The sequence below is a fragment of the Halorussus halobius genome, assembly GCF_004765805.1.
GTDB classification, from domain to species: Archaea; Halobacteriota; Halobacteria; order Halobacteriales; family Haladaptataceae; genus Halorussus; species Halorussus halobius.
Genome location: NZ_SBIU01000008.1, coordinates 98317 through 123634, shown reverse-complemented (window position 1 = coordinate 123634; position 25318 = coordinate 98317). Strand labels below are relative to the sequence as shown.

22 protein-coding genes and 2 tRNA genes are annotated in these 25318 nt (G+C 68.3%); 11 read left to right on the top strand and 13 right to left on the bottom strand.

Going from position 1 to position 25318, the window contains the following annotated elements:
- Positions 1-30 precede the first annotated feature (30 nt).
- Both EPL03_RS18840 and EPL03_RS18835 read right to left on the bottom strand, forming a co-directional pair.
- Positions 31-1020: a beta-ribofuranosylaminobenzene 5'-phosphate synthase family protein gene (locus EPL03_RS18840; RefSeq protein WP_135830070.1), complete on the bottom strand. Its 990-nt coding sequence runs from the start codon at positions 1018-1020 to the stop codon at positions 31-33.
- A 68-nt stretch (positions 1021-1088) separates the two neighbouring features.
- Positions 1089-2051 (bottom strand): glycosyltransferase, encoded by a 963-nt coding sequence (locus tag EPL03_RS18835; RefSeq protein WP_135830069.1) that lies wholly within the window; start codon positions 2049-2051, stop codon positions 1089-1091.
- Positions 2052-2269: 218 nt separating this feature from the next.
- Between EPL03_RS18835 and ilvD the strand changes: the two genes are divergently transcribed.
- On the top strand, positions 2270-3994 hold the full coding sequence (gene ilvD / locus EPL03_RS18830) for a dihydroxy-acid dehydratase (protein WP_135830068.1): 1725 nt from the start codon (positions 2270-2272) through the stop codon (positions 3992-3994).
- Positions 3995-4265: 271 nt separating this feature from the next.
- Here the strand turns inward: ilvD and EPL03_RS18825 are convergent, their stop codons facing one another.
- The 4 genes from EPL03_RS18825 to EPL03_RS18815 all read right to left on the bottom strand — a co-directional run bounded on the left by EPL03_RS18825 (position 4266) and on the right by EPL03_RS18815 (position 6525).
- Positions 4266-4979: a class I SAM-dependent methyltransferase gene (locus EPL03_RS18825; RefSeq protein ID WP_135830067.1), complete on the bottom strand. Its 714-nt coding sequence runs from the start codon at positions 4977-4979 to the stop codon at positions 4266-4268.
- Positions 4980-5010: 31 nt separating this feature from the next.
- On the bottom strand, positions 5011-5148 hold the full coding sequence (locus tag EPL03_RS20230) for a hypothetical protein (protein ID WP_168216277.1): 138 nt from the start codon (positions 5146-5148) through the stop codon (positions 5011-5013).
- 115 nt (positions 5149-5263) lie between these two features.
- A tRNA-Pro gene (locus EPL03_RS18820) sits at positions 5264-5334 on the bottom strand.
- 69 nt (positions 5335-5403) lie between these two features.
- Positions 5404-6525: a succinylglutamate desuccinylase/aspartoacylase family protein gene (locus EPL03_RS18815; RefSeq protein ID WP_135830066.1), complete on the bottom strand. Its 1122-nt coding sequence runs from the start codon at positions 6523-6525 to the stop codon at positions 5404-5406.
- Positions 6526-6640: 115 nt separating this feature from the next.
- Between EPL03_RS18815 and EPL03_RS18810 the strand changes: the two genes are divergently transcribed.
- The gene (locus tag EPL03_RS18810; protein WP_244605279.1) at positions 6641-7084 is read left to right on the top strand and encodes a hypothetical protein; all 444 of its coding nucleotides are present in this window, start codon (positions 6641-6643) and stop codon (positions 7082-7084) included.
- A 100-nt stretch (positions 7085-7184) separates the two neighbouring features.
- On the opposite strand, the gene EPL03_RS18805 is transcribed toward EPL03_RS18810, so the two are convergent.
- Positions 7185-8114, bottom strand: a complete 930-nt coding sequence (locus EPL03_RS18805; RefSeq protein WP_135830065.1) for an RNA-guided pseudouridylation complex pseudouridine synthase subunit Cbf5 — start codon at positions 8112-8114, stop codon at positions 7185-7187.
- Between the two features lie 4 nt (positions 8115-8118).
- On the bottom strand, positions 8119-8694 hold the full coding sequence (cmk, locus tag EPL03_RS18800; protein ID WP_135830064.1) for a (d)CMP kinase: 576 nt from the start codon (positions 8692-8694) through the stop codon (positions 8119-8121).
- Positions 8695-8835: 141 nt separating this feature from the next.
- On the opposite strand from cmk, the gene EPL03_RS18795 reads away from it, so the two are divergent.
- From EPL03_RS18795 to EPL03_RS18775, 5 genes are all read left to right on the top strand, one after another.
- Positions 8836-8987, top strand: a tRNA-Met gene (locus tag EPL03_RS18795).
- Between the two features lie 353 nt (positions 8988-9340).
- Entirely contained in the window at positions 9341-9637 is a 297-nt protein-coding gene (locus EPL03_RS18790) for a hypothetical protein (protein WP_135830063.1), read from the top strand.
- 91 nt (positions 9638-9728) lie between these two features.
- Complete coding sequence (locus EPL03_RS18785) at positions 9729-10235, top strand: CBS domain-containing protein (RefSeq protein WP_135830062.1); 507 nt, start codon at positions 9729-9731, stop codon at positions 10233-10235.
- Positions 10236-10321: 86 nt separating this feature from the next.
- Positions 10322-11248 (top strand): DMT family transporter, encoded by a 927-nt coding sequence (locus EPL03_RS18780; protein WP_135830061.1) that lies wholly within the window; start codon positions 10322-10324, stop codon positions 11246-11248.
- Between the two features lie 103 nt (positions 11249-11351).
- Positions 11352-12080 (top strand): hypothetical protein, encoded by a 729-nt coding sequence (locus tag EPL03_RS18775; RefSeq protein ID WP_135830060.1) that lies wholly within the window; start codon positions 11352-11354, stop codon positions 12078-12080.
- 84 nt (positions 12081-12164) lie between these two features.
- On the opposite strand, the gene EPL03_RS18770 is transcribed toward EPL03_RS18775, so the two are convergent.
- Positions 12165-12578 carry a TRAM domain-containing protein gene (locus tag EPL03_RS18770; RefSeq protein ID WP_135830059.1) on the bottom strand — a complete coding sequence of 138 codons (414 nt, stop codon included), beginning with the start codon at positions 12576-12578 and terminating at the stop codon, positions 12165-12167.
- Positions 12579-12791: 213 nt separating this feature from the next.
- Here EPL03_RS18770 and mtnP point away from each other — a divergent pair, with 213 nt between their 5' ends.
- Complete coding sequence (mtnP, locus tag EPL03_RS18765; protein ID WP_135830058.1) at positions 12792-13646, top strand: S-methyl-5'-thioadenosine phosphorylase; 855 nt, start codon at positions 12792-12794, stop codon at positions 13644-13646.
- Positions 13647-14146: 500 nt separating this feature from the next.
- On the opposite strand, the gene EPL03_RS18760 is transcribed toward mtnP, so the two are convergent.
- From EPL03_RS18760 to EPL03_RS18745, 4 genes are all read right to left on the bottom strand, one after another.
- Positions 14147-15151 (bottom strand): segregation and condensation protein A, encoded by a 1005-nt coding sequence (locus EPL03_RS18760; protein ID WP_135830057.1) that lies wholly within the window; start codon positions 15149-15151, stop codon positions 14147-14149.
- A complete protein-coding gene (smc, locus tag EPL03_RS18755) occupies positions 15144-18728 on the bottom strand; it encodes a chromosome segregation protein SMC (RefSeq protein WP_135830056.1) in 3585 nt (1194 codons plus the stop codon). The genes EPL03_RS18760 and smc overlap by 8 nt, the downstream gene beginning before the upstream one ends.
- A gap of 21 nt (positions 18729-18749) precedes the next feature.
- On the bottom strand, positions 18750-19028 hold the full coding sequence (locus tag EPL03_RS18750; protein WP_135830055.1) for a DUF7518 family protein: 279 nt from the start codon (positions 19026-19028) through the stop codon (positions 18750-18752).
- A gap of 75 nt (positions 19029-19103) precedes the next feature.
- On the bottom strand, positions 19104-20741 hold the full coding sequence (locus EPL03_RS18745; protein WP_135830054.1) for a sensor histidine kinase: 1638 nt from the start codon (positions 20739-20741) through the stop codon (positions 19104-19106).
- Between the two features lie 119 nt (positions 20742-20860).
- Here EPL03_RS18745 and gatB point away from each other — a divergent pair, with 119 nt between their 5' ends.
- The 3 genes from gatB to EPL03_RS18730 all read left to right on the top strand — a co-directional run bounded on the left by gatB (position 20861) and on the right by EPL03_RS18730 (position 25252).
- Positions 20861-22348, top strand: a complete 1488-nt coding sequence (gene gatB, locus EPL03_RS18740; protein ID WP_135830053.1) for an Asp-tRNA(Asn)/Glu-tRNA(Gln) amidotransferase subunit GatB — start codon at positions 20861-20863, stop codon at positions 22346-22348.
- Between the two features lie 374 nt (positions 22349-22722).
- Positions 22723-23598 (top strand): ABC transporter ATP-binding protein, encoded by an 876-nt coding sequence (locus EPL03_RS18735; RefSeq protein ID WP_135830052.1) that lies wholly within the window; start codon positions 22723-22725, stop codon positions 23596-23598.
- 1 nt (position 23599) lies between these two features.
- Entirely contained in the window at positions 23600-25252 is a 1653-nt protein-coding gene (locus EPL03_RS18730; protein WP_135830051.1) for an ABC-2 transporter permease, read from the top strand.
- Positions 25253-25318: the final 66 nt, after the last annotated feature.

Here is a 25318-nt window from a genome sequence, read left to right as displayed (position 1 = left end):
CCGCGACTCCACCCGCGACCGCCAGTCCGCTTATCCCGAGAGGGCTTCGCCATCACCGTCTCCGACTCGAGCACCCCGGTTTCGCGGCTCGGCGACCACCACCTCGCCGCCGACGTCGGTCGCCGACAGCGCCTCCCGGGCCGCCTCGCGGGCGGTCGCCGCCCGGTCCGCAGTGGTCACGCCGTACACTGCCGGCCCCCACGACGACTGGCCAGCGCCTGCTATCGCCGGCGACTCCGACAGCGCCGACACCAGCCGACCCACCGGCGGTCGGTAGACGCCGCCCTGCTCGTCGGCGTACCACGCGCCGTTGAGCCGGCCAACCTCCGCGACCGCCGCCCCGAACGCCTCCGGGTCGCCGGTCGCCACCGCGGGGAGGACGCGCCGAGTGACGACCGTCGCGATTTCGTCGGCCAGCGCGGGGTCGGCGCGCTCGACCACCGACCGCATGCTCGCGTCCTCGCCGTCGCCGCTCCGCCCCGGCTCGGCGTCGGGGAGCGCGATTACGAACCGCCAGTCGTCGGGCACCTCGTGGCGGGCCGCGACTGGCGGGACCGACCACTCGCCCTCGGGCGGCCGGTCGGCGGTGAACCGCTCGGTGGGATGGCCGGCGTCGAGGACGAACCCACCCGACGAAAACGCCGCGACGCCGACGCCGCTCCGCCCGCCACGGCCGAGTTCGGGCGCTCGCTCGCGGACCCGCGGCTCGCGGCCGTGCGCGCGAGCCACCGACGCGAGGACGGCGAGCGCGAGCTGGGTCCCGCTCCCGAGCCCGACGTGGCGGGGCAGGGTTCGCTCGACGGTCACGTCGGCGCCCCGGACGTCGAGCAGTTCGACCGCGCGCCGGGCGTACTCGCGGCCGGTCTCGTGGTCGCACCGAACCGCCTCGGCGGGGTCGGCAGTCACGACCGCGAGCGGCTCGTCGAGCGCGACCCCGAGCGAGCCGTAGAGGCGCTCGTGGGCCAGCGAGAGGTTCAGGAATCCGAAGTGGAGCCGCCCGCCGGCCGCGACCCGTGTCATGGCCGCGATTTCGTCCCGTTCGGGGTTCGCGGTTCCGATAGTGGCAACACTGTCGAGCGACAGCGTCGCTATCCGACGAGCGCCGAGAGGACTCGGTCGGCGACCCGTCCGACGCCGTTGTCGTAGTCGGGCGCTCGGGGCGGATGCCGGACCGCGCGGGCGACGTGCGCGGTGGAGTGTTCGACCTGAAAGCCCCGGACGCCCCGGCGTTCGAGTACCCGCGTGACGCCGTGTTGCTCGTCGGTGAACGGGTAGACCACGCACGGCGTTTTGCCGACGGCGGCCTCCATCACGGTCGAGTAGCCCGAACAGACCACCACGTCGGCGGCCCGAATCCACGGCAGGAGCGCGGGAACCGGGTCCCACCCGTCACAGCCCACGAGCGTCACGTCGTGGCCTTCGGTCCGGAGCGTCTCCGCCAGCACGTCGAAGTTCGTCGAGTAGACGCTCGGGACGACCAGCACGCCGACGTCGCCGTCGGGCGGCGGACAGCCGTCGGGGTCGAGCGCGATGGGCGGGACGTGGGTCACTCCCGGCGGGTCGCCCTCGTCGGGCGGCCAGACCGCGGGGTAGAGGAACGACTCGGCCGCACCCAACTGGTACCGGTTGAGGAGCCACGTGAACGCCTGCTCGACCGCCGCGTCGTAGTAGGAGGCCGCGTTGTGGGTGACGACGTACAGCGGCGTCCCGGTCAGCGACGCCGCCATCGCGCCGAACATGTCGTCGGTGACCAGCGCGTCGGGGTCCTCTCGGCGAAGCCACCCCGCGAGGTCGACCACGCGCTTGCCGCTGTAGGGGAGACTCCGGGTCAGGACGCGGCCCACCGACCCCCGCTGGTAGTCGCCGATGTAGTCGACCGGCGCGGCCCGGAACACGTCGTAGCCGTTGTGTTCGACGAACCGCGACCCCGGGCCGCCCCCGGCGAGGACGACCCTCGCGCCCTCGGCCTCGAACGCCTGGGCGACCGCGAGCATCCGCGTGGCGTGGCCAGCGCCCTCCGGGTAGTGGGCGACTGCGACCGTCAGGTCCATGCAAGTCATTCGACCGCCATCCTGAAAGTATGTCCTCGTTACGCGGTCGTATCGGGAAAGTAACGTCGCGTCGAGCGGCGGGCCCGAGGCGTGGGGCCGAGTCGTACGACGAGACACGATGTGGAGCCTCCAAATGGTTGTGGCCGGCCAAGCGCCGATTCGACAGCAACGCTTGTTGGAGTGTGGCAACTTAAGCCGCTCCGGTTCGATTCCCGGGTATGGCGGGAAAACCGGACGACTACCCGAGCAACGAGGTCACCGACGGGGTCGAGCGCGCGCCCCACCGAGCGATGTTCCGTGCGATGGGTTACGACGACGAGGACCTCTCCTCGCCGATGGTGGCCGTGGCGAACCCGGCGGCCGACGTGACGCCGTGCAACGTCCACCTCGACGACGTGGCCGACGCCGCCTACGAGGGCGTCGACGACGCCGACGGGATGCCCATCGAGTTCGGGACCATCACCATCTCGGACGCCATCTCGATGGGGACCGAGGGGATGAAGGCGTCGCTCATCTCGCGGGAGGTCATCGCCGACTCGGTGGAGTTGGTGGCCTTCGGCGAGCACGTGGACGGACTCGTCACGGTCGCGGGGTGTGACAAGAACCTCCCCGGCATGATGATGGCCGCGATACGGACGGACCTGCCCTCGGTGTTCCTGTACGGCGGGTCCATCATGCCCGGCGAACACGACGGCCGGGAGGTCACCGTCCAGCACGTCTTCGAGGGCGTCGGCGCGGTCGCGGACGGCGACATGTCCGAAGGCGAACTCGACGACCTCGAACGGCAGGCCTGCCCCGGGGCGGGGTCGTGTGGCGGGATGTTCACCGCCAACACCATGGCCTCGATATCGGAGGCGCTCGGGTTCGCGCCGCTGGGGAGCGCGAGCCCGCTCGCCGAGAGCGAGGAGCGGTACGAGGTGGCCGAGCGCGCGGGCGAACTCGCGGTCGAGGCGATCCGGGAACGTCGCAAGCCCTCGGAATTTCTCTCGGTCGAATCGTTCGAGAACGCCATCGCGCTGCAGGTCGCGGTCGGCGGGTCGACCAACGCCGTGCTCCACCTGCCCGCGCTGGCGGCCGAGGCCGGCATCGACCTCCCGTTAGAGCGGTTCAACGAGATCAGCAAGCGGACGCCCAAGATCGCCGACCTCCAGCCCGGCGGGACGCGCGTGATGAAGGACCTCCACGAAATCGGCGGCGTCCCGGTCGTGATTCGCCGCCTGCTCGACGCGGGGCTGTTCCACGGCGACGCCGGGACCGTGACCGGCAACACCATCGCCGAGGAGATAGAGCGGTTGGAAGCGGCGGGCGAGCTCGCGCCCGACGACGAGATAGACGCCGACTTCCTCTACACCGTCGACGAGCCCAAAAACGAGGAGGGAGCCATCCGCGTGCTGACCGGCAACCTCGCGCCCGACGGCGCGGTGCTGAAGGTGACGGGCGACGAGGACCTCCGCCACGAGGGGCCGGTCAGGGTGTTCGAGAACGAGGAGAACGCCATGAAGTACGTCCAGGAGGGCAACGTCGAGAGCGGCGACGTCATCTGCATCCGCAACGAGGGCCCGCGCGGCGGACCGGGAATGCGCGAGATGCTCGGGGTCACCTCGGCGGTCGCGGGACAGGGCCACGCCGAGGACGTCGCGCTGTTCACCGACGGCCGGTTCTCGGGCGCGACGCGCGGGTTCTCCATCGGCCACGTCGCCCCGGAAGCGGCGGTCGGCGGTCCCATCGGTCTGCTCGAAGACGGCGACGTCGTGACCATCGACGTGCCGAACCTCGAACTGTCGGTCGACGTCTCGGAGTCGGAACTGGCCGAGCGCCGCGAGCAGTGGGAGCCGCCGGAACCGAACTACACGTCGGGCGTGCTGGCGAAGTACGGCGCGGCCTTCGGGTCGGCCGCGAACGGCGCGGTGACGAATCCGGGCGTGAAGCGGAACGGGGAGTAGCCACGCAATCGCGGTTGCGGATGCGGATGCGGATGCGGTCGCGGTTGTGGATGCGGTCGCGGTTGTGGATGCGGTCGCGGTCGCAGTTGCGGTAGCGGTGCTGTTTTCACTGGCTCAAGGTGTCGCGGCGGTCACGGTCGCGGTTGCGGGTGCGGATGCGGTCACGGTTGCGGCGGCGGTCACGATTGCAGTTCCCATCGATTCACGGCCGAGAACCCTCGCAGTTGGACCGAACCGCGATTGCGAACACGACCACTATCGGCGACCGCTCTCAGAACGCGCCGGACGACACCTCGACCACCAGCATCTCGGGGGCCTCTCGGAGGAACTCGAACGAGACGGGTCGAACCTCGGTCGCGTAGCCCGCGTCAGCGAGCGTCGCGCGCAACTCGTCCAGTCGCGGATATCGCTTCCCGTCGAATCGCGCGAGCGGATACACTCGGACCTCCTCGCGGGCCACGCGGGCGAGTTCGAGCAGCGACGCCTCGTGGAACTCGTGGTCGAGTTTGTCCACGTAGAGGAACAGGAGGTGCGCGGACAGCACCAGCGAGAACGAGTCGTCGTCGAACGGGAGGTCGGGGAGTTGCGCCTGCACGTACCGGTCGGTGTCGTAGTGGTCGGCGTAATCGGCGGCGAACTGTCGGTACGCGGTGGTCCAGTGGTCGCGCACGTCCGGGACGCCGTCGTAGAACTCCCAGACGAACTGGTCCTCCACGCCGTCGAAGCCCGCGATGGCGGTGTCGACGTCGCGCCGGCACTTCGCGCGGAGTTCGTCGGGCGGCACGTCGTATAGCAGGTCCGCACCGACCGCGTCGAGGCCGCGAGCGTTCGCCCCGGCCACGAACGCGCACGCGCCGCCCGGACAGTCGAGTACCGGCTCGCCCGCCCACGACGAGAGGTCGAGGTCGAACATCGCTTCGTACTCCCCCACCGTGCGCCCGACGAATGCGACGTCGTCTATCGCGTACCTGTCCGAACTACCCATGCCCTTTAATTTCTATATCTACATTATAAAATTAATCCAGCTCCCATCGATATGCCCGCCCGCGACGGGCCAGCGGAATACAGCCCAGCGCGAGTGTTGACGCGGCGTGAGCGTCGCAGAACTCGCAGGTGTGACGGTCACCGCCGGCGTCGGGGAGCCGAACCGCCATCAGCCCCACACCTCCGACCACTTAAAACCGCGATTCGTTCCACTATTCCTTAAGAAGTAATTTGTAGTGTTAGAGCCTGAACTTCCAGAACATGAGATGCTTGTTGGAAGGTTGATGGGACCGCCGAGATTCGAACTCAGGTCCAACGCACCCCATGCGCTGAGGATACCGCTACCCCACGGTCCCGCTTGCACGTTGACGTGCAACTGGACGAAGGCACGTCCCCGAGTTAAGCGCTTCGTTTCGGTCCGGCAGTTAGGTCCGGCCGTTGCTGGCGTCGGGCTCGCTCGCGTTCCCGGTAGACGACTGCTCGGAGTCGCGGGCGACGACGAGGTCGCCGTCGTCGCGGACCGCCAGACTCGCGAGCGCGTCGTTCTCGTAGGCCGCGACCCCGGGCGTCCGGCCGAGGACGTAGCCGTCGTGGTCGGTCTGGACCGACGTCTTCCGGTCGCCGTGGGGCGTGCACACGTCGGCGATTACGTCGCCCTCCGCCACGACGTCGCCGGCCTCGACGCGGTGGCGCACGACGCCGGGGGCGTCCGTGTGTGGGTGGACGGCGCGCTTGACCGGGAAGTCGACGGGTGGCTCGAAGCCGACCGCGTCCGAGGCGGGGTCGCCGGCCAGCACGCCGAGTTCTCGCATGACGTTCCGGAGCCCCGCGACGCCCGCCTCGCGGACGCGCTCCTCGACGACTTCGTGGCCGCCGAGTTCCGCGGTGAACGCCGGGATGCCGGCCTCGTTCAGGGCCGCGCCCGCAGTCGAGCGCTGGAGACGCTGTTCGGTGTACTCCTCGGCGGCGTACTCGTTGACCACGGGCAGGCCGAACGCCGTCACGAGCGCTTGGAGGTCGTCGGCGAGGTCGCGGGCTTCGTCCTCGCTGCGGCGCTCGCCGTACAGGACCCTGTCGCGGATGAGGAACGGCACCGACCCGACGTGGGCGGTGTGGAGGTCGACGAGCGCGTCGGCCGAATCGGCGAACGCCTCGTATATCCGCTCGTCTATCAACTGCTGGACGCTGGGCGGGCGCGCGCTCTCGTCGTCGGCGTCGGGAAAGTAGCGGTTGGGGTCCTCGTCGTCGTAGTAGGAGGTGCGGGCGTTGCGGCGCAGTCCGGCGGGGTTGAGCGTCGGGAGACAGACCACCGTTCCGCGAATCTCGCTCGGTAGGTCGTCGGTCATCACGTCCTGTGCGACCGCGAGGCCAGTGGCCTCGTTGCCGTGGATGGCGGCCGTAATCCAGAGCGTCGGTCCCTCGCCGCCGTCCTCGCCCTCCGCGACGAGGACCGGGAGGCGTTCGGGCGCTCCGGTCGGGAGGTCGGTTGCGTCGAGCCACCCCGTGACGAGTTCGCCGGGTTCGGATTCGGCGGTTCCGACTTGCATGGGATGGCGGTGGCGGAGCGGCGGCAAAAAGGTAGGCCTCGTGGCAAGCGAGTCGTCACGAGCGTCGTTCCGGTTCCGACCGAGCGACCCGAACAGTGGAGATACCGACCGGTTAATGACGATGACGGTGGAACGACCCGACGTGTACTCGCTCACCCTCCGCGACGCGCGTACCGTGGCGGTCCTCGGGGGCGTCGGCTATGCAGTCGCCGTCCTCTCGTGGCTGTTCTCGGAGGGCGTCCACTTCGCCTCGCAGGAACCGGGAGCGCTCGTGTTCGGGTACGGGTACGCGCTGGTCGGGATGTTCCTCACGGCGGCCGTTCCACTGTACCTGTTCGGCCGCTTCTCGCTCGTCTCCCCGCCACTGGCGACCCTCTCGCTCCTCGGCGAGACGGCGTACCAGTGGGCGTACGGGACTCATCTCCACCCGCTCCCGTCGTACCTGACGGTCTGGCCCATTCTCCTCGGGTTCACGCTGGCGGTTACGGCCGGAGAGGCGACACTACGGGTCGTCCTCGACCGGGCCGTCGGACGGTTCGGCCTCCGGCCACTCCTGTAACCCCGGTGGGTTCGTCCCTGGCTCGTCGAGTTCGGGCATGCAGACGCGGGAGTTCGCCCGCTTCGAGTTCACCGGAGAGGGGATGTCGAGTACTCGCCTCTCACACCAACACGCGTTCGAGTTCCACGGCCACGCCCTCCTCGGCGTCCGGGTCGCCGACCATCCGGCCGAGACAGACTGCGGCCTCGTCCGGCGTGAAGCAGGCGACCAACTGCCCGTCGTCGGCGTCGTCGGCTTCGATGACGCCCGGCGCGTACACCTGCGCGCCGTGGGCGACCTGTTCGGCCGCGCTCGGGGCGACGGTCACGCTCGGAAGGTGGGTCAGCGCGCGCTCGGCGGGCTGGACCACCTCGCGCAGCCAGTCGTCCGGGCCGTCCGCTCGCGAGTCGTCGCTTTGGGTCTCCTGGCTCCTCGCGGAGGCGTCTCGCGCCTCGCCCTCCCGCCAGCGCGCGAGCGCGTCCGCGAGGTCCTCCATCGTCACCAGCGTCGCGTCGTCGAACGGGTCGGTCGCGGTCCGGCGGAGGTCGCCCATGTGCGCGCCGGTGCCGAGCGCGAGTCCGAGGTCGTGACACAGTTTCCGGACGTAGGTGCCGCTCTCACACCGGATGCGGAGCAACGCCTGTCGACCCTCGACGCCCAGCACGTCGAGGTCGTATATCTCCCGGACGCGCAGTCGGCGGGCGACCGCGCTCTTTCGCGGGGGCTTCTGGTACGTCGGCCCCTCGAACTCCCGGACCACGGCTTCGAGGTCCGACGGCGGGTCGTCGTGGAGTTCCAGCACCGCGACGTACTCCTTCGCGCCTTCGAGGAACACCTGCGAGAGCCGGGTCGCGGTGCCGGTCAGGACCGGGAGACAGCCGGTGACCTTCGGGTCGAGCGTCCCGGCGTGGGCGGCCCGCTCGACCGCCGCCAGGTCCCGCACCCAGCCCGCGACCTGATGGGCCGACGGGCCGGGCGGTTTGTCGAGGTTGACGACGCCGAACGCCAGCAGCGCCTCCGGCGAGCGTTTCTCGGGTGGGTCTCGGAGCATAGCCTCAGAAGTCGTAGTCGACCGCGACGGGGTACGTGCCCTCGTCGACCGCGGGGTCGTACGTCTCGACGGCGGTCACGAGTACGTCCAGCACCGCCTCGGCGTCCCATCGGGCGGTGTTGAGCGACAGGTCGTAGATGCTCAGGTCGGTGATGTCGATGCCGTAGTACTCCTCGTAGCGGGCGGCTTCGCTGCGCTGGCGGGCGTCGCTCTCCTCGCGGGCCTCGTCGACCGATTTGTCCTCGCGGTCGGCGATGCGCTCGGCCCGGACGTCGAGGGGCGCGTCGAGCCACACCCGGAAGTCGGCGCGGTCGCCCGCCAGCCACCCGGCGAGGCGCGACTCGAGCACTACGTCGTCGCGCTCGACCGCCACGGTCCGGAGGCGTCGGTCGAGGTCGCGGTCGATCTGGTCGTCCTCCTCGGCGAGCTTGTTGAACTCCAGCGGGGTGTGGCCGCGCTCGTCGGCCAGCTCCCGGAAGATGTCCCCGCCGCTGACGTGGTCGAGTCCCAGCGAGGCGGCCAGGTTGGAGGCGGTCGTGCTCTTGCCGCTCCCCGGCGGGCCGGACACTGTAATCAACATATCCTACCTCCGCGTGGCGGTATGAAAGAGGTTTTGAACTCGCGTGGCCGACTCGCACGGACGCGAAACCACCGTGCGCGACGGCGACGTCCCGGCGCAGATGAGAACTTTAAAGAGTAGCACCCGCCTACGAGGAACCGAGCCCGGGTGGCTTAGCTGGACATAGCGCCGCACTCATAGGGTTCTGAGATTCGGCGCGCTCAGGCCTTGGAAGCCTCCTCATGCCCACGAGGCCCGCCGAGCCTCCGACCTGGGTCATGCGGAGATCGAGGGTTCGGAGCCCTCCCCGGGCATTTTGTTACTGCTCCACCACTTCTGCCAGCCTCCGGCTCGTGGGACCACCGCGATACCCCGACGGTCGACTCGCGAGTCCACGCTGGGCATCGGTCCCGTTGCGCCGCGCTTGTCCGAGGGAAGGCAACGCCTGATTACCCCAGCATCGACTGCGGTACCGGGACATTTCTACACGTAAAATCACCGAGGGAAAATCGCTTAGAGACGATTATAAATTTTATAATCGTTTTAGCGGACGTCGTAAAACGTCGCCGTTTTCGCGAGTTCGCGGTGAACTGTGCTGAACTCGCGCTAACGCTCTGTCCGTTATATGGTGTTGCCCGTTCAAGGATACGTCGAGGTCGAACGGTCCATGCCCGAATCCACCCTCCAGAACGAAAACAACTCCGCCGTGGGGTCCCGCACCGACGCCGGCGAGACGGCCGGCGGTCGGACCAGACTCGCCGTCCTGTACGACCGCTACCGCGAACACGCGCTCACGACGCCCATCGAGGCCGCCGGCTTCTGGGCGGCGATAGCCCTGCCGTTCCTCTACGTGCCGCTCCTGCTCACCGGCATCTCCTCGCAGGCCGAACTGCTCACCTTCCTCGGCCTGCTCGCCCTGAACGTCGCGGCGCTGCTGGCCGGCCACGACCACAACCGCGACTGATTCGCTTCGGCCCTCCCGAGTCCAGCGGTTCACCTCCGGGTCCCACGCCCGGACCGGAAACGATACGGTGCGACGCGCCCACGGGTCGACCATGCGAGCCCGCGACCTGATGACGACCGACGTCGAGACCGCCGACCCGGACGACGACGTAAGCGCGGTGCTGACCCGCCTCGCGCGCGCGGACTTCAACGGTTTCCCGGTCGTCGAGGACGACCGCGTGGTCGGCATCGTCACCCAGTCCGACCTCGTGAACCTGTTCCAGCCCAGCGACCGCACCCTCTGGATTCCGGTCGGCTTCCCGCCGTTCCTCGAGACGCTCGAATACGCCATCGACCTCTCGTGGGACAGCCTCGACACCGAGCTCGACCTGCTGAAACACGCCGGCGACCCCGTCAGCACCGTCATGACCGACGAGGTGGTCACGGTCGGTCCCGACGACGACCTCGAGCGTATCCTCGACCTGCTCGCCGACGACGAGCGCGACATCAACCGACTCCCGGTCGTCGACGAGGACGACCGCCTGCTCGGCATCGTCGCCAGACAGGACGTGCTCCGGGCGGTCCGCGACGAGCGTCGAGCGACCCGAACAGACGCCTGACCACCGGGCGACGACGCCGGGATTCCGGAACCGGCAACGTCCCGCCACTCCGAAACGTTGACGCCGAACTGGCGAGCAGTACGACCGTGAGCAGATACCGAAACGCCGGACTGTTCGTCGCGCTCGCCGCCGTGTGGGGGTCGGCGTTCATGGCCATCAAGGTCGGACTCGAGTACTTTCCGCCCGTGTTGTTCGCCGCGCTTCGCTACGACGTCGCCGCCGTCGTGATGCTTGGCTACGTCGCAGTCGCGTCGGAGCGGCGACGCCCGCGCGGGCGCGACGAATGGTGGTTAGTGTTCGTGGGCGGGGCGCTTCTCATCGCGGGCTATCACGCCTTCCTGTTCGTCGGCGAGCAGTACACCACCAGCGCGGTGGCGGCGGTCGTGGTTAGCCTCAGCCCGGTCCTCACCACCGGATTCGCCCGCGTACTGCTGCCGAGCGAGCGACTGACCCCGGTGGGAATCGCCGGATTGTTCCTCGGACTCGTCGGCGTGGCCGTGCTGAGCGCGCCCGACGCGGGCAACCTGCTCTCGGCCGACGTGGTCGGGAAGGCACTGGTGTTCGCGGCCGCCGTCTCGTTCGCGCTCGGGAGCGTCCTCACCCGCCGCGTCGACACCGACCTCCCGATGGAGACGATGGAGGCGTGGTCGATGGTACTCGGTGCGCTGTTGATGCACGCCGCCAGCGTCGCCCGGCCCGGCGAGTCGCTGGCCGCCGTCGAGTGGGCACCGGAAGCGCTCTGGGCGCTGGCGTACCTCTCGGTCGCGGCGAGCGCGCTCGGCTTCCTGATCTATTTCGACCTGCTCGAACGGCTCGGCCCCATCGAGATAAATCTCGTCTCCTACGTCGCGCCGATGTTCGCCGCGCTCTCGGGCTGGTGGTTCCTCGACGAAGGCATCGACCTCGCCACGGTCGCGGGGTTTCTCGTCATCTTCGCGGGGTTCTGTCTGGTGAAACGCGAGACGCTGGCCCGGGAACTGCCCCGGCTCCGCGCGACGGTCAGTCGCCGCTGAGACTCGACGGTCATCGGTCGTCGGGAGAACTCGCGGGGAACGCGACGCCGTGCGGGGCCGCTACGCTTATCGAACGCTGCCTCGAACGGCCTGTGGTTCGACCATGTCCGACGCGCCATTCGGCCACCGACGAGCCCCGACCGACGCCATCCCCGAGGGGCTGACGCTCGCGGCGTTCAACACCGACTGCCCGGAGTCGGTCCTCGACGACCTCGGCGACGCGCTCGACGCGTTCCTCGACGTCGAGGACGTGACGGTCGGGACGACGCTCACCGACGACCGGCCCCGCGAGTTCGCGGCGCTCCACGACGACGTGCTCGTCGACGGGGCACTCGTCCACCCCCGCCGGGAGGGCGACCCGACGGACGTCGTGGCGGCCGGGACCGAGCCGTTCGAGCCGACCGACACCCTCTTTCTGGCGGGCTACGACGACAGGTCCGGACTGCGGGTGCTCTCGAATCGGGTCGAGGCGCTGGCGTGGCGCGCTGGTCGGGGTCGCCTCTACGCGGGCGGTCAGCAGCGCCTCGCCGCAATGGACGACCATTGGGCGGGCTACCGGCGCATCGCCGAGCACGGCGTCGAGGTCCACCTCTTCGAGGCGGCCGACTACGTGCCGGGCGGCTCGGAGGAGTTCGTCGTCCACGGCGGACGACACGGGTTGGCGGGGACGTGGCTGGTGGCGTACGACGGCGACGGCAACGACGCCGCCAAGGCCGCGCTGGTCGCGGTCGAGCGCGACCCCGACAGTTACTACGGGCTCTGGACCCGGGTCCCCGCGCTCGTCGACCAGATAATCGAGCGCGCGCCCGAGTACGCGCCCGCCGAGCGATAACCGCCTCCGCGACGCGGGGTCCGGCCGAGCGGTTTCGCGAGCGGGGTCGCCGGCGGCGACCGCGCCCGCACCAGAGAGTCGTCCTCAGAAGTCCTCTTCGATTATCTCGCCGACCGCGAAGTTGGACTTGACCTCCGTGATCTCGACCTTGACGCGCTCGCCGATCTCGGCGTCGGGCACGATGATGACGTAGCCGCGCTCGACCCGGGCGATGCCGTCGCCCTGCTTGCCGATGTCCTCGACCTCCACGTAGCGGATTTCGCCCTCCTCGACCGGTGGCTGGGGTTGCGAGGGCGTGCCGCCACCGCCGCTGCTCTTGCTCTCGGACTCGGCGTCCGCGGACGCCGAGTCGTCGGCGATGAGCGCGACGCGGTAGGTCTCGCCGGGCTCGACCGACCCGGTCTCTATCTCTCGACGCGGTACCTCGACGACGTACGAGTCGTCCTCGATAGTCACGTCAGCACTGAACAGACACAGGAGTTTGTCAGAGATCTCCAAGGCTATATGCCTCCGTCCGACACAAGTAGTCAGGTCCTAAAGAATTTTACCCAACGAACGCCTGTTCGGGGAGCCAGCAGCGCCGGTCTCGGCACTACGGGGCGTCGACCCCGGACGACGTCGGTACTGGGCGGCCTCACCGCCGGACGGCGTCGGCGCTGGCTCCCGGCCGAATGAGTAGCCATTATAGTGCCCCCTCACGGAGTGTGTGGTATGACGATCGGTTTCATCGGCGGTAGCGGTATCTACGAGGCACTCCCGCTCGAAGACACCCGCGAGGAACGCGTCTCGACGCCGTTCGGCGACCCGAGCGCACCGGTCACCATCGGGGAACTCGCCGGCCGGGAGGTGGCGTTCCTCCCCCGCCACGGCCCGGACCACCAGTACACGCCGACCAACGCGCCGTACAAGGCCAACATCCACGCGCTCAAGCAGGTCGGCGTCGAGCGCGTATTGGCGAGCAACGCGGTCGGCACCCTGCGCGGGGACCTCCCGCCCCAGACGCTCGTGGTACCCGACCAGACGTTCGACCGGACCAAGCACCGCGACTCGACGTTCTTCGGCGACGGCGTCGTGGTCCACATGGAGTTCGCCGAACCGTACTGCCCCCACATGGTCGACCACCTCGCGGACGCGTCCGAATCGGCCACCGACGCCGACGCCGAGAAGGGCGGAACGTACGTCTGCATCGAAGGCCCCCAGTACTCGACCCGGGCCGAGAGCGAGTTCTACCGCCAGCAGGGCTGGGACGTCATCGGCATGACCACCATCCCGGAGGCCAAACTCGCCCGCGAGGCCGAGATGTGCTACGCCACGATTGCCGGCGTCACCGACTGGGGCGTGTGGCACGGCGAGAACGAGGACCGGCTCGGCGAGGTGCTGGAGAACGCGGCCGCCAACGAGGAGGCCATCAAGCAGGTCGTCGAACACGCCGTCCGGAACATGCCCGACGAGCGCGACTGTGACTGCGGGTCGGCCCTGGAGGGGACCATAAACACGCCGACCGACTCGATTCCCGAGGCGACCCGCGACCGCGTGGACCTGTTCCTCGGCGAGTATCTGGACTGAGACGACGGACTGGAACGAGTGTCCGCGGACGGGCACTGGCGAAGCGAAATTCGACTTTTCCGGCTGGCGCGCGCGAAGGAGGCGGTCGCGTCTGCGCGAGCGAAGCGAGTGCAGGCTCGTCGGACGCGGTTCGTCCGACGGCGTTTATGCGGCCGCCGAGGCTGGGGCGGTCTGAGAGGCCCGCGCTGTGCGGTGTGGTCGCGGATGCGGTGCTGTGCGGATACTCATAGGTCTCGGACGTAGCTAGCTCCTTCGGCACTCACAACACGACGTTTCGTACCGGAGAAGCTAGCTACGTCCGAGACCTAGGGAAACCGCACCGCAACCGCAACGACGGACCTCACCCCTCCCCAGCCTCCTCGTTCGCTCCGCTCACTCGTCCCTCGCGCGCGAGCGACGCGCGCGCCAGCGAGAAGTTCATCAGTGTATGAGACGAGACTCCGGTTCGAGTGGACGAAACGAGAATCCGAATGTCGACCGCCGCGAGAGTCGACCGGTCCCTAGTCCGCAATCGCCGGCGTCTCCACGTCGTCTTCCGCGTCGGCATCCACCACCCAGAGGTCGCCGAACATCTCGTCTTGATCCAGCGTGACGACCCCGCGATGGGAGAGGAACAGCACCGCGAGGAACGTCTCGATACGGGTTCCGCCCGCCGTCTCTACTTCGGCGTACAGCACTTCCTCGCGGCCAGCGTCGTAGTGGGTCGACAGTTCCTCGCGAACGTCGTCGATGACCGCCTCGATGTCCTCGTCGTGGGCGTTGCCCAGCGTCTCGTCGGCCGTGGGCTCGTCGTCGACCCGCATCGCGTCGTCGGGCCGGTAGTCCAGCGTCTGGGTACCGCGGTCGAACCCGCTGGGCGAGTCGGTGGTGTCGTAGCTCCGGGAGTCCTTCCACCACGAATCGCGCTCGCGCTCTCGCAACTCCCGGACGAGTTCGTCGAGCGTCTCGGGCGTTCCCCGTGCGGTCTTGCGCTCCATCCGACGGTCCATCTCGGCTTCGAGACTGGCGACCGGGTCGTAGGCCGGGCGGTCGCCCTCGGGGTCGTCGGGCATCGGTGCGTCCATCCCCGGCTCCCAGTCGTCCCACGACTCCTCGGGCTCCTCCTCGTCGTCGTCGGACAGCATGGCGTCGCTCTTCATCCGGAGCAGGACGCTGGCGTAGAACAGCGCCCGGCCGGAGGTCCTGAGGTCGGCCTCGTCGAGCGCGTCGAGGAACTTGTCGGTGACCCGCACGATGTCGATGTCCCACGGCTCTATCTCGCCGGACTCGGCCAGTTGGACGAGGAGTTCGACCGGCTCGGCCTCCTCGTCGTCCGGGTCGGTCTCGACGTCGAGTTCCTCGCCGAGAATGGCGTCGGGGTCGGGAGTCGCGTCGTCCTCGCGCTCGCGCGTCTCGGCCTCGTGGTCCGCGATGGTCAGGGAGAAGCCGTCTTCGTCGCGTCGCTCCTCGCTGCTCGCGGCTTCGCCGCTCGCGTTCTCCGAGGAGCGTCGCTCCTCGCTAGTCATCCGCCGGCACCTCCTCCTCGCCGTCCTCGCCCAACTGGATGCCCGTCACGGTACTGACGTTGTCGCCCTGCATCGTGACGCCGATGGCGCGCTCCGAGCGTTCCATCATCGCCGACCGGTGGCTCACCACGACGAACTGGGCGTCGCCCGCGAGTTCGTCGACCATCTCGCCCACGCGCTCGGCGTTTGCGGCGTCGAGGAAGGCGTCGACCTCGTCGAGCGCGTAGAACGGCGCGGGGTTGTACCGCTGGATGGCGAAGATAAAGGCGAGCGCGGTCAGGCTCTTCTCGCCGCCCGACATCGCGTCGAGACGCTGGATGGGCTTGTCGCCCGGCTGGGCCTTCATCGTCAGGCCACCGTCGAAGGGGTCGGCCTCGTCTTCGAGGTGGAGTTCGCCCGTGCCGTTCGAGAGGCGCTCGAAGATGTCCTCGAACTGGTCGTCGATGGCCTCGTAGGCGTCCATGAACGTCGCCTTCTTCTGGTCCTCGTACGACTCGATGCGGTCGCGTATCCCCTCGCGCTCCTCGACCAGCACCGTCTTGCGCTCTTCGAGGTTGTCGAGGTCGGCCTTCACGTCGTCGTACTCCTCGATGGCCAGCATGTTCACGGGTTCGAGCGCCTCCATCTGACGTTCGAGCCGCGAGATGTTGTCCTCGACCGCGTCCAAGTCGGGAATCTCGTCGGCCTCGTACTCACCGACCCGCTCTTCGAGGTCGGCGACGTCCTCGGCCAGTCGGTCCTCGGCCCGGCGCAGGCTCTCCAGCCGGTTCTGTACCGACTCGACCTCCGACTGCTTGTCGTCGCGAGCCTGCTGGGCGGCCCGGAGGTCGTCCTTGACGTCCGCGCGTTCGTCTTTGAGGTCGGCGAGTTCGTCTTCGAGGTCCGCGACCGCCTCGCGCTTCTGTTCGAGCAGCGCCTCCTGGTCGGCTATCTTGCCCTCGAGGTCGGTTATCCGCTCCTCCTGGTCGGCCTTCCGGTTCTGGGCCCGCTCGATGTCGTCGTGGAGGTCCTCGATGGCCTCCTCGGCGTACTGCTTCTCCAGTTGCAACTCGTTGAGTTCCCCGTCGAGTTCGTCGATGCGGTCCTCGTACTGGTCGATCTCGGCCTCGATGTCCTCGGCCTTCGAGGTGAGCTCCGGAATCCGGGAGTCCTCCAGTTCGGCCTCCAACTCGGCGATGGCGTCCTCGACCGCCGCGATGTCGTCCTCGCGGTCGTCGATGTCGGCCTCCACCTCCTGCATCTGCTCGTCGACCGCCTCGCGTTCGGCCGCCAGCTCGTCGAGTTTCGCTTCGAGGTCGTCTATCTCCTGGTTCGCGTCCTCGAGATCGGCCTCGGTGGACTCGACGTCGGCCTCGATGGACCGCACCTGGTCGGTGGCGTCGCCCTTCCGGTCGCGGGCGTCGTCGAGCCGCTCCTCGACGTCGCGGACGTCCTCGCGGACCGACCGGCGCTCGTCCTCCAACTCGTTGATGCGCTCGGCGATTCGCTCCAGTTGCCCCTTTCCCGACTTCGAGAAGGAGTAGCGGGACCCCGACTTCGAGCCGCCGGTCATCGCGCCGCTCTTCTCGACCAGTTCGCCGTCGAGCGTCACCAGCCGGTAGTCGCCCATGAGGTCCCGGGCGACGTCGAGGTCCTCGACGACCAGCGTGTCGCCCAGCACGTACGAGAACACGCCCGAGTACCGGGCGTCGAAGTCGACGAGGTTGTACGCGAAGTCGACGACGCCGGGCGCACTCGGGGCCGAGGGCAGGCTCCGGTCGTGCATCTCGGTCAGCGGCAGGAAGGTCGCTCGGCCGGCGTTGCGGGACTTGAGGTACTCGATGCAGTCCTGGCCCACGCCGTCGTCGTCGACGACCACGTTGGCCAGCCGCCCGCCGGCGGCCGTCTCACACGCCGTCGCGTACCGCTGGCTCACGCCGCCGAGTTGGCCCACCGTGCCGTGGACGCCCGGCTTCTCGGCGTTCAGCACGGTCGAGACCGCTCGCCCGTACGAGGAATCGCCGCCCTGGTCGGCCTTGGCTTCGAGTTCGGCGTACTCCTGCTGTTTGGCCTGTAGCTCGTCCTCGACCGAATCGAGGTCGTCCTGTAGCTCGCGCTTCTGCCGTCTGAGGTCCTCGACTACCTCCTCGATCTGGTCGCGGTTGCGCTCGGCCTTCGCGAGCTCGTCTTCGAGGTCGTCCAGTTCGGTTTCGAGTTCGGGGATGCGCTCGCGGGCCGCGTCGAGTTCGGTCTCCGCCTCGCTCTCGGCGTTCGACCGTCGCCGGGCCTCGTCGAGCAGTCGGTCCTGCTCGCGCTGGAGGTCGTTGCGCTCGCTCTTGAGTTCCTCCAGTTCGTCGCGCTTCTCGGCGAGGTCGGCCTTCACCTCGTCGTACTCGGTGTCGACCGCCTCGATTTCGGCTTCGATCTCGTCGAGTTCGGTCCGCTTGCCTTGCAGGTCGGCCTTCACCGACGACTTCTCTATCTTGACGTCGCGGACGTCGCTCTCCAGTTCTTCGACGTCCTCCTGCTTGCGGTCTATCTCCACGAACGCCTGGCGGCGCTCGTTCTCGGCGTCGGCTATCTTCTCCTCGGCCGATTCGACCGCGTCTTCGAGCCGAGATATCTCGCCTTTGACCTCCTCTATCTCGCTTTTGATGCGGAGCTGTTCGTCCTCGCCCTTGCGCTCGATTTCGGCGTTGAGCTCCTCCAACTCGTCCTCGAGTCGGACGACCTTGCCCTGCCGCTCGTCGAGTTCGGCCTGCAGGTCGGCGAGTTCGTCCTCGCGGTCTGCGATGTCCTCGCGCGTGTTCGACAGGTCCTCGCGCTTCTCTTCGAGTTCGGCGGCCTTCAGGTAGCCCTCGTACTCCGCTTTCTCCTCGCGAAGGCCCTGATACTCCAGTGCGGTCTCGCGCTCGTCGGCCAACTGGTCGAGTCGGTCGCGCTTCTCCTCGATTCGCAACTCGGCCTCGTCGATGCGCTCTTTGACCGTCTCCAACTCCGCCAGGGCGTCCTCTTTTTTGGCGTCGAACTCCGCCACGCCGGCTATCTCGTCGATTATCTCCCGGCGCTCGAACGGCGTCATGTTGATTATCTCGGTCACGTCGCCCTGCATGACGACGTTGTACCCCTCGGGCGTGACGCCGGCCTGGGCCAGCAGGTCCTGGATGTCCGAGAGGTTCACCGACCGGCCGTTGAGGTAGTAGTACGAGTAGTAGTTGTCGTCGGTCTCCTTGACCCGGCGCTTGATGGTTATCTCGTCGACCTCGCCCACGTTCTCGGAGCCGGCGGCGTTGACGACCTGCGTCCGGTCGAGGGTCCCGCTGCCGTTGTCGAGTACGACTTCCACGCTGGCCTCGCGGGTTCCGCTCCGTTCCTCGCTGCCGTCGGCGTGACCGGGGTTGTAGATGAGGTCGGTCAGCTTCTCGGCCCGTATCCCCCGCGTCCGGGCAAGTCCGAGCGCGAACAGCACGCTGTCGATGATGTTGCTCTTGCCCGAGCCGTTCGGACCCGAGACGGTCGTGAAGTCCTCGTAGAACGGTATCTCGGTCCTGCGTCCGAAGCTCTTGAAGTTGTCCAGGACGAGCTTTTTGATGTGCATGGGTGCTCGTACGCGGGGCCGTTACGCCACGATGATGTCGTCGCCGACGTCGGAATCGCCCCCCGTCTCGTCTTCGTTGTCGGCTTCGTCGCCTTTAGCCTCGTCGCTCTCTTCCTCGCGCACGCGCGACCCCTCGGCGGAACCGCGACCTGTCTCCGTCGCTTCCGGCGTCTCCCCGTCCTCTAGCGTTTCGAGCCGGTCGTGGACCTCGACGAGTTCCTCGGTCAGACCCTGCACCGTGGCTTCGAGTCGCTCGACCTCGGACTCGAGCTCCTCGATCCGCTCACTCTGGTCGCTCATGTCCGTGATGGGCCACGGAGGGACCATAAACGTACGTCAGACGTATATAAGATTCTCTACTTTTTCCGACCGGCGTCACCGGTCGGACGCGTCGCTGCGGTCGGGGGCGGTCGCCGGCAGCAGGTCGATGCGGACGACGGTCCCGCGCGGTTCGTTCTCGGCGAACGACAGTCGACCGCCGGACCGCTCGACCACCCAGTACACCAGCCAGAGGCCGAGTCCGCTGCCGTGTTCGAGGTCGGTCTCTTGGCCCTCGGTCAGGACGATGCGCTCGTGCTCCGGGATTCCCGGTCCGTCGTCGGCCACCGCGACCCGGACCCACTCCGCGCCGGCCTCGACGACCGTCTCGACCGTCAGCGACACCGCGGGCTCCGGGGCGTTGTTGTGCTCGACCGCGTTCTCACAGACGTTCTCGACGGCGGCCGAGAACGCGGGCGTCGCACGGGCGTACTGCTCGTCGGGGACGTCGACCGAGACGTCGGCCTCCGGGTAGGCCGCATCGACCTCCGCGGCCGCCTCGGCCGCGACCGCCGACACGTCGACCGGCGTCGGTCCGGGGTCCTCGCCCTGCATCGACGTCTCGATTCGGCTGGCCTTCTCGCTCATGTCCACGAGGTCCCAGCCGTGGGACGCGATCTTCTCGGCCGCCTCCCGGATGGCGGGGTCGTCCGTCCGTTCGGCCACGAACTCGGCGTAGTTGACGACCACGGTGACGTCGTTGCGGAGGTTGTGACGGAGTACACGGTTGAACACCTGGAGGCGCTGCTCGCGCTCCTCGAGTTCGGCTTCGCGGTCGGCCAACGACGACGCGATTTCGTCGAACCCCTCGCGAATCTGGTGCCACTCCTCGCCGGACGCGAGTTCCGGGGAGTGGTCGTAATCACCGTCCCGGAGCGCACGGAAGCCATCCAGGAGCTTCTCGGCCTGCCTGATGTTGGCGTTGTACTCCCAGACGGCGAAGCCGATGACGAGCGCCAGTACCACCACCAGGCTCGCCGCCTGTACGATGGCCATCTCCTGGAGCCGATCGTCCAGCGTCGACCGGTCCTGCGTGACGCGGACGGTCCAGCCGGTGGAGTCGACGGTCGCAGTACTCGCCACCCCGTCGGCGACCGAGGTGTTCGAGTCGTAGAGCACCCGACCGTCGGCGGTGACCGACACCGAGCGCGTATCCGTCTCCAGCGACTGGACCATCGGCAGGAACGTGAACTCGTCGACCGGCAGGCCAGCCGCGAGGACGGCGACGATTTCCCCGTCCTCGAAGATAGGCGCGCTGACGACCACGACGTACTGGTCGCTCTCGTTCGCGCGGTACGGGTCGGTCACGTACAGGTCCCCGGTCCGGGTAGTGCGCTGGACGTAAGACCGGTTGCTGAAATCGTCCCCCAGTTTCGCTCGCCGCACCTCCGGGGTGACGTCGCCCCGGAATGCGACGACGGTTCCGTTCGACGCGACGATGTGTGCCGCGAGGATGCGAGGATTGGTCAGAATCTGTTCGAGGAACTGGTCGCTTCGATTGAAGTTGCTGGCCGCAGGCTGGGACCCGTAGAACTCGACGTAGTCCGTTTCCTGCCGTATCTGGGCGTCGATCTGGTCGGCGGTCTGGACGGCTGTCTGGTCGACGTTCTCCTCGACCTGGGACATCGCACGGTCTTTCGCCAGTTCGAGCTGGCCGTAGACCACGCCGCCCAGCGCGAGCGTGACTACCAGCATCAACACGCCGAACCGGGTCCGAGCCTTCACGGTTCTTGAACTTGCTCACCCCGGGGTAATGAACCCTGCTGAACGTCCGTTCGTTAGCCTTTAGCGCCCCCGCCGACAACGGGACCGTGATGACTGCACAGGCTGCCCAGCGGGCGGACCTCGCGGTCGTGATAGGACTGGAGGTCCACGTACAACTGGAGACGGACACGAAAATCTTCTGCGGGTGTTCGACCGAGGTGGCCGACGACGAGCCGAACACCCACACCTGTCCGGTGTGTCTCGGGCTGCCCGGTGCGCTCCCCGTGCTGAACGAAGCGGCCGTCGAATCCGCCGTCAAGGTCGGGAAGGCCATCGACGCCGACATCCCGTCGGAGACGACCTTCCACCGGAAGAACTACTTCTACCCGGACCTCCCCAAGGGGTTCCAGATCACCCAGTACGACGCACCCATCTGCCGGGACGGCGAACTCGCCGTCGAGGTCGACGGCGAGCGCCGGACCGTGGGCATCCAGCGCGCCCACCTCGAGGAGGACCCGGGAAGCCTCCAGCACGAGGGGGGAAGTATCGACGCCGCCGATTACACGCTGGTCGACTACAACCGGGCGGGCGTTCCGCTGATGGAGGTCGTGACCGAGCCGGACTTCCGGAGTGCCGACGAGGTCCGGGCGTTTCTCGCGAAACTCGAAGAGGTCCTGGAGTACCTCGGCGTGTTCGACAGCCAGCGCGACGGGAGCCTCCGCATCGACGCCAACCTCAGCGTCGTGGACGCCGGCGACATCGGCGAGAACGGCGATATCGACGAGGAGGCGCTCGAAGCCGCGAACCGGACCGAGGTCAAGAACATCTCCAGCCACAAGGGCGCACAGAAGGCCCTCTCCTACGAGGCGACCCGGCAGAAGAACGCGGTCGAGCGCGGCCGGGAGGTCGCCCAGGAGACCCGCCACTGGGACGAGAGCCGCGGCATCACCGTCTCGATGCGCTCGAAGGAGGCCGAGAAGGACTACCGGTACTTCCGGGAAGCCGACCTGCCGCCGCTGCGGGTCAGCGACTGGAAGGAGCGGTTGGAGATTCCGGAACTGCCCGACGCCCGCCGCGAGCGGTTCCGCGAGGAGTACGGTCTGAGCGGTGAAGCCGCGAGCAAGCTCACCTCGACCAAGCAGGTCGCGGACTTCTACGAGGACGTGGCCGCCGAGTACGACCCAGACCTCGCCGCGACGTGGGTCGCGGACAACCTGCTCGGCGAGCTCAACTACCGCGACATGGCGATCACCGACGTCGAAGCCCGGCTCGGCGAGTTCAAGCACCTGGTCGAACTGGTCGCTACCGGGGAGATCACGACCAAGAACGCCGAGGAGGTCGTCCTCCGCGAGATGCTCGACGACGGCGACGACCCCGAGACGGTCATCGAGCGCGAGGGGCTGGGGAAGGCCGACGAGGGCGAGGTCGAAGGTGCCGTCGGCGAGGCCATCGAGGAGAACCCTGACGCCGTCGAGGACTACCACGCCGGCGAGGACGGCGCGCTCAACTTCCTCGTCGGACAGGTGATGGCCAAGACCGGCGGGAGTGCCGACCCCGGCTCGGTGAACGGGCTACTGCGCGAGCGACTGGACGAGTAGCGAGCAGGCGGCGCGTGCGTCGTCGACCGCGAGGGGCGCACCGCGCTCCCGCCTCGACCCCTCGCGGCGGTTCTCAGCTCACGGCTCCCTTTCGTCCCGGCTTCGCAGTTAAACTCTAGTACCGAATTTCTGCTCCCGCTGCGGTGAGAGGGGCGTCACGCTGGTTGGCAGCCAGCCCACTGCTCGACCCGTCGTTCGTGCAAGCGTGACGAACCGTGAATGAACGAACCGGTATATTTATCAGATGTATTTTATAAGTACCCCATCGTGACACCCCTCCATCGCCCCGCCCCAGAGCAGTCCGGAACCGCGGATAGACGTCCCATCGGCCCGCCGTCGAGCGCGAGCGCCCCGCGGCTCCGAGGTGGGCGCTCGTGAAACTCCGCACGGAGGGCCTCGGGAAGCGGTACGGCGAGGAGACGTGGGGCGTCCGCGACGTCACCCTCGAGCTCGGCGAGGGAATCCACGGGCTTCTCGGACCGAACGGTGCGGGCAAGTCGACGCTGCTGGGAATCCTCTCGACGGTGATGAAACCGACGGCCGGAGCGGCCTACTGGAACGGGACCGACATCGTCGAGTCGCCCGATGCCGTCCGGTCGGTGCTGGGGTATCTCCCACAGGACTTCGGGGCGTATCCGAACCTGACGCTCGAGGAGTTCCTCGAGTACGTCGGCGCTCTGCGCGGCCTCGACGCCGAGACGACCAGCGCCCGCATCGACGAGATGCTCGCGCTGACCAACCTCGTTCACGTCAGAGACCGCAAGATAAAGACCTTCTCGGGCGGGATGCGACAGCGGGTCGGCATCGCGCAGGCGCTGCTCAACGACCCGGACCTCCTCGTGGTCGACGAACCCACGGTGGGGTTGGACCCCGAGGAGCGCGTCCGGTTGCGGAGTGCGCTGACGAACACCGCGAGCGACCGGGTCGTCGTCCTCTCGACCCACATCGTCCCGGACGTCGAGGCGACCGCGAACGAGATCGCCATCCTCGACGACGGGCGGGTGGTCGCACACGAATCGGTCGAAACGCTCGTCGACCGGGTCTCGGGGACGGTGTACGAGTGTCTCGTGACCCCTTCGGACCTCACCGAACTTCGCGAGCAGTATCAGGTGTGCAGTACCGTCCAGCGCTCGGACGGGGTCAGCGTCCGACTGCTCGCGGACGAGCGACCCGTCGAGGACGCCGAGCCGGTCTCGGCGACGCTCGAAGACGCGTACCTCGACACGGTCGACCAACCGAGCGGGGTGTGACGTGCGCCGAACCTACCACGTCGCACGAGCGGACTTCCTCCAGCGAGTGCGCTCGCGACGGCTACTCGTGGTACTCGCGGTCGTGGCGTATCTGGGTTATCTGGTCAACGTCGGCCAGATCGAACTCGCCTACCAGCTGAGCGACGGCGACTCGCTCACGAACGTCCACGGCGTCGACACGGCACCGCTCGTCGGGCTGAAGGCGGGGATGACCGCCTCGATGGTGATGCTGTTCGCCGGGTTCTATCTGATGAAGGGAGCGGTCGCCCGCGACAGCCACCACGGCGTCGACCAGTTGACCGCGAGCACCACGATATCCGACCGAGCCTATCTCGTCGGAAAGTGGCTGAGCAACGTCGGACTCGGCGCGGTCGTCCTGCTCGCGCTCGGCTTCGCCACGGTCGTCAACCACGTCGTCCACGGAGTCGGGCCGACGAAACCGCTCGCGTTGGTCGGCCCGATACTCGCGCTGGGGCTTCCGCTGGCCGCGCTCGTCGGAGCGGTCGCGCTGTTGTTCGAGAGCGTCGGCCGGCTGGACGGAACGCTCGGGAACGTCGGGTACTTCTTCCTCGCGACGTTCGCGCTCGCCGGAATCGCCGCCGCCGAGGGGCAGCTCCCGAGCGAACTACCGGCGGCGGTCCGAGCGGCCGACGTCGTGGGGCACCTCGCCGTCTACGCGCTGACTGCGGACGCACTCTTCCAGGCGGCTCCCGACGCGGCGGGGGTGCTCCCGTCGTTCGGGACGCTGACCGGCGACGAACTGACCTTCCGCTACGACGGACGGGCGTGGCCGCTGTGGATATACGTCCAGCGGGCGGCGCTCGCGGTGCCCGCAGTCGCCGTCCTGCTTGCGGCCGCGATACCGTTGGAGCGACCCCGGTCGCGGACCGAGTCGAGCGAATCCGGCCGCTGGTCGCGAGTGACGGCCCTGTTACCTGCGTTCGGGCGCGGCGACGAGTCGACCGCCGAGCCGAGCGACGCCCCGTCGGTCGACTCGCTGTCGCTGACGCGGGTCGACAACAGGAATGCCGGCGGATTTCGGCGACTCGCGACGGCGGAGCTTCGCCTCGCGGTCCGGGGCCGGCGCTGGTGGTGGTACGCCGGCGTCCTCGCGCTGGTCGTTGCCCCGGTCGGACTGCTCGCGAACGCCGGCTCGTCGAGCGGCGTGCCCGACGTCGCTCGCGGGCTGTTGGTCCCGCTGGCGTTCGTCTGGCCGGTGTTCGTCTGGTCGGACCTCGGGACGCGGGCGGTCAAGCATCGGACGACCGACCTCGTGCTCTCGTCGAGCTATCCGGTCAGACAGCTCCTCGCCGAGTGGGTCGCGGGCGTCGTCGTGGCCGTCGGCGTCAGTAGCGGTCTCGTGGCGTTGTTCGCCGGGACGGGGCAGGTGACCGCGTTGCTCGGCCTCGCGAGCGGCGCGCTGTTCGCGCCGTCGCTGGCGGTCGCGGCGGGGATGTGGAGCCGGTCGTCGTGGCTGTTCGAGGTGTCGTACCTGATGCTGTGGTACGTCGGACCGCTGAACGGCGGGGAGCCGGTCGACTTCCTTGGCACGACCGCCGGCAGTCTCGACGCCGGCGTGCCGTTCGTCTTCGTCGGGTTGAGCGCGGCGCTCGTCGGTGCGGCAGTCGTCCGTCGGAAGCGGGAAGTGAAGTAGGAGCCGGATTGCGGTCGATTCTCGCTCGCGGACCGAGTCGATTGGGACGCTGTCGAGCCCGGTACT

Bases quoted from the DNA above. Each gene is read 5' to 3' on its own strand.
- EPL03_RS18840 (WP_135830070.1), bottom strand. From the start codon at position 1,020: ATGACACGGGTCGCGGCCGGCGGGCGGCTCCACTTCGGATTCCTGAAC.
- EPL03_RS18835 (WP_135830069.1), bottom strand. From the start codon at position 2,051: ATGGACCTGACGGTCGCAGTCGCCCACTACCCGGAGGGCGCTGGCCAC.
- ilvD (WP_135830068.1), top strand. From the start codon at position 2,270: ATGGCGGGAAAACCGGACGACTACCCGAGCAACGAGGTCACCGACGGG.
- EPL03_RS18825 (WP_135830067.1), bottom strand. From the start codon at position 4,979: ATGGGTAGTTCGGACAGGTACGCGATAGACGACGTCGCATTCGTCGGG.
- EPL03_RS20230 (WP_168216277.1), bottom strand. From the start codon at position 5,148: ATGGCGGTTCGGCTCCCCGACGCCGGCGGTGACCGTCACACCTGCGAG.
- EPL03_RS18815 (WP_135830066.1), bottom strand. From the start codon at position 6,525: ATGCAAGTCGGAACCGCCGAATCCGAACCCGGCGAACTCGTCACGGGG.
- EPL03_RS18810 (WP_244605279.1), top strand. From the start codon at position 6,641: ATGACGATGACGGTGGAACGACCCGACGTGTACTCGCTCACCCTCCGC.
- EPL03_RS18805 (WP_135830065.1), bottom strand. From the start codon at position 8,114: ATGCTCCGAGACCCACCCGAGAAACGCTCGCCGGAGGCGCTGCTGGCG.
- cmk (WP_135830064.1), bottom strand. From the start codon at position 8,694: ATGTTGATTACAGTGTCCGGCCCGCCGGGGAGCGGCAAGAGCACGACC.
- EPL03_RS18790 (WP_135830063.1), top strand. From the start codon at position 9,341: ATGCCCGAATCCACCCTCCAGAACGAAAACAACTCCGCCGTGGGGTCC.
- EPL03_RS18785 (WP_135830062.1), top strand. From the start codon at position 9,729: ATGCGAGCCCGCGACCTGATGACGACCGACGTCGAGACCGCCGACCCG.
- EPL03_RS18775 (WP_135830060.1), top strand. From the start codon at position 11,352: ATGTCCGACGCGCCATTCGGCCACCGACGAGCCCCGACCGACGCCATC.
- mtnP (WP_135830058.1), top strand. From the start codon at position 12,792: ATGACGATCGGTTTCATCGGCGGTAGCGGTATCTACGAGGCACTCCCG.
- EPL03_RS18760 (WP_135830057.1), bottom strand. From the start codon at position 15,151: ATGACTAGCGAGGAGCGACGCTCCTCGGAGAACGCGAGCGGCGAAGCC.
- smc (WP_135830056.1), bottom strand. From the start codon at position 18,728: ATGCACATCAAAAAGCTCGTCCTGGACAACTTCAAGAGCTTCGGACGC.
- EPL03_RS18750 (WP_135830055.1), bottom strand. From the start codon at position 19,028: ATGAGCGACCAGAGTGAGCGGATCGAGGAGCTCGAGTCCGAGGTCGAG.
- EPL03_RS18745 (WP_135830054.1), bottom strand. From the start codon at position 20,741: ATGCTGGTAGTCACGCTCGCGCTGGGCGGCGTGGTCTACGGCCAGCTC.
- gatB (WP_135830053.1), top strand. From the start codon at position 20,861: ATGACTGCACAGGCTGCCCAGCGGGCGGACCTCGCGGTCGTGATAGGA.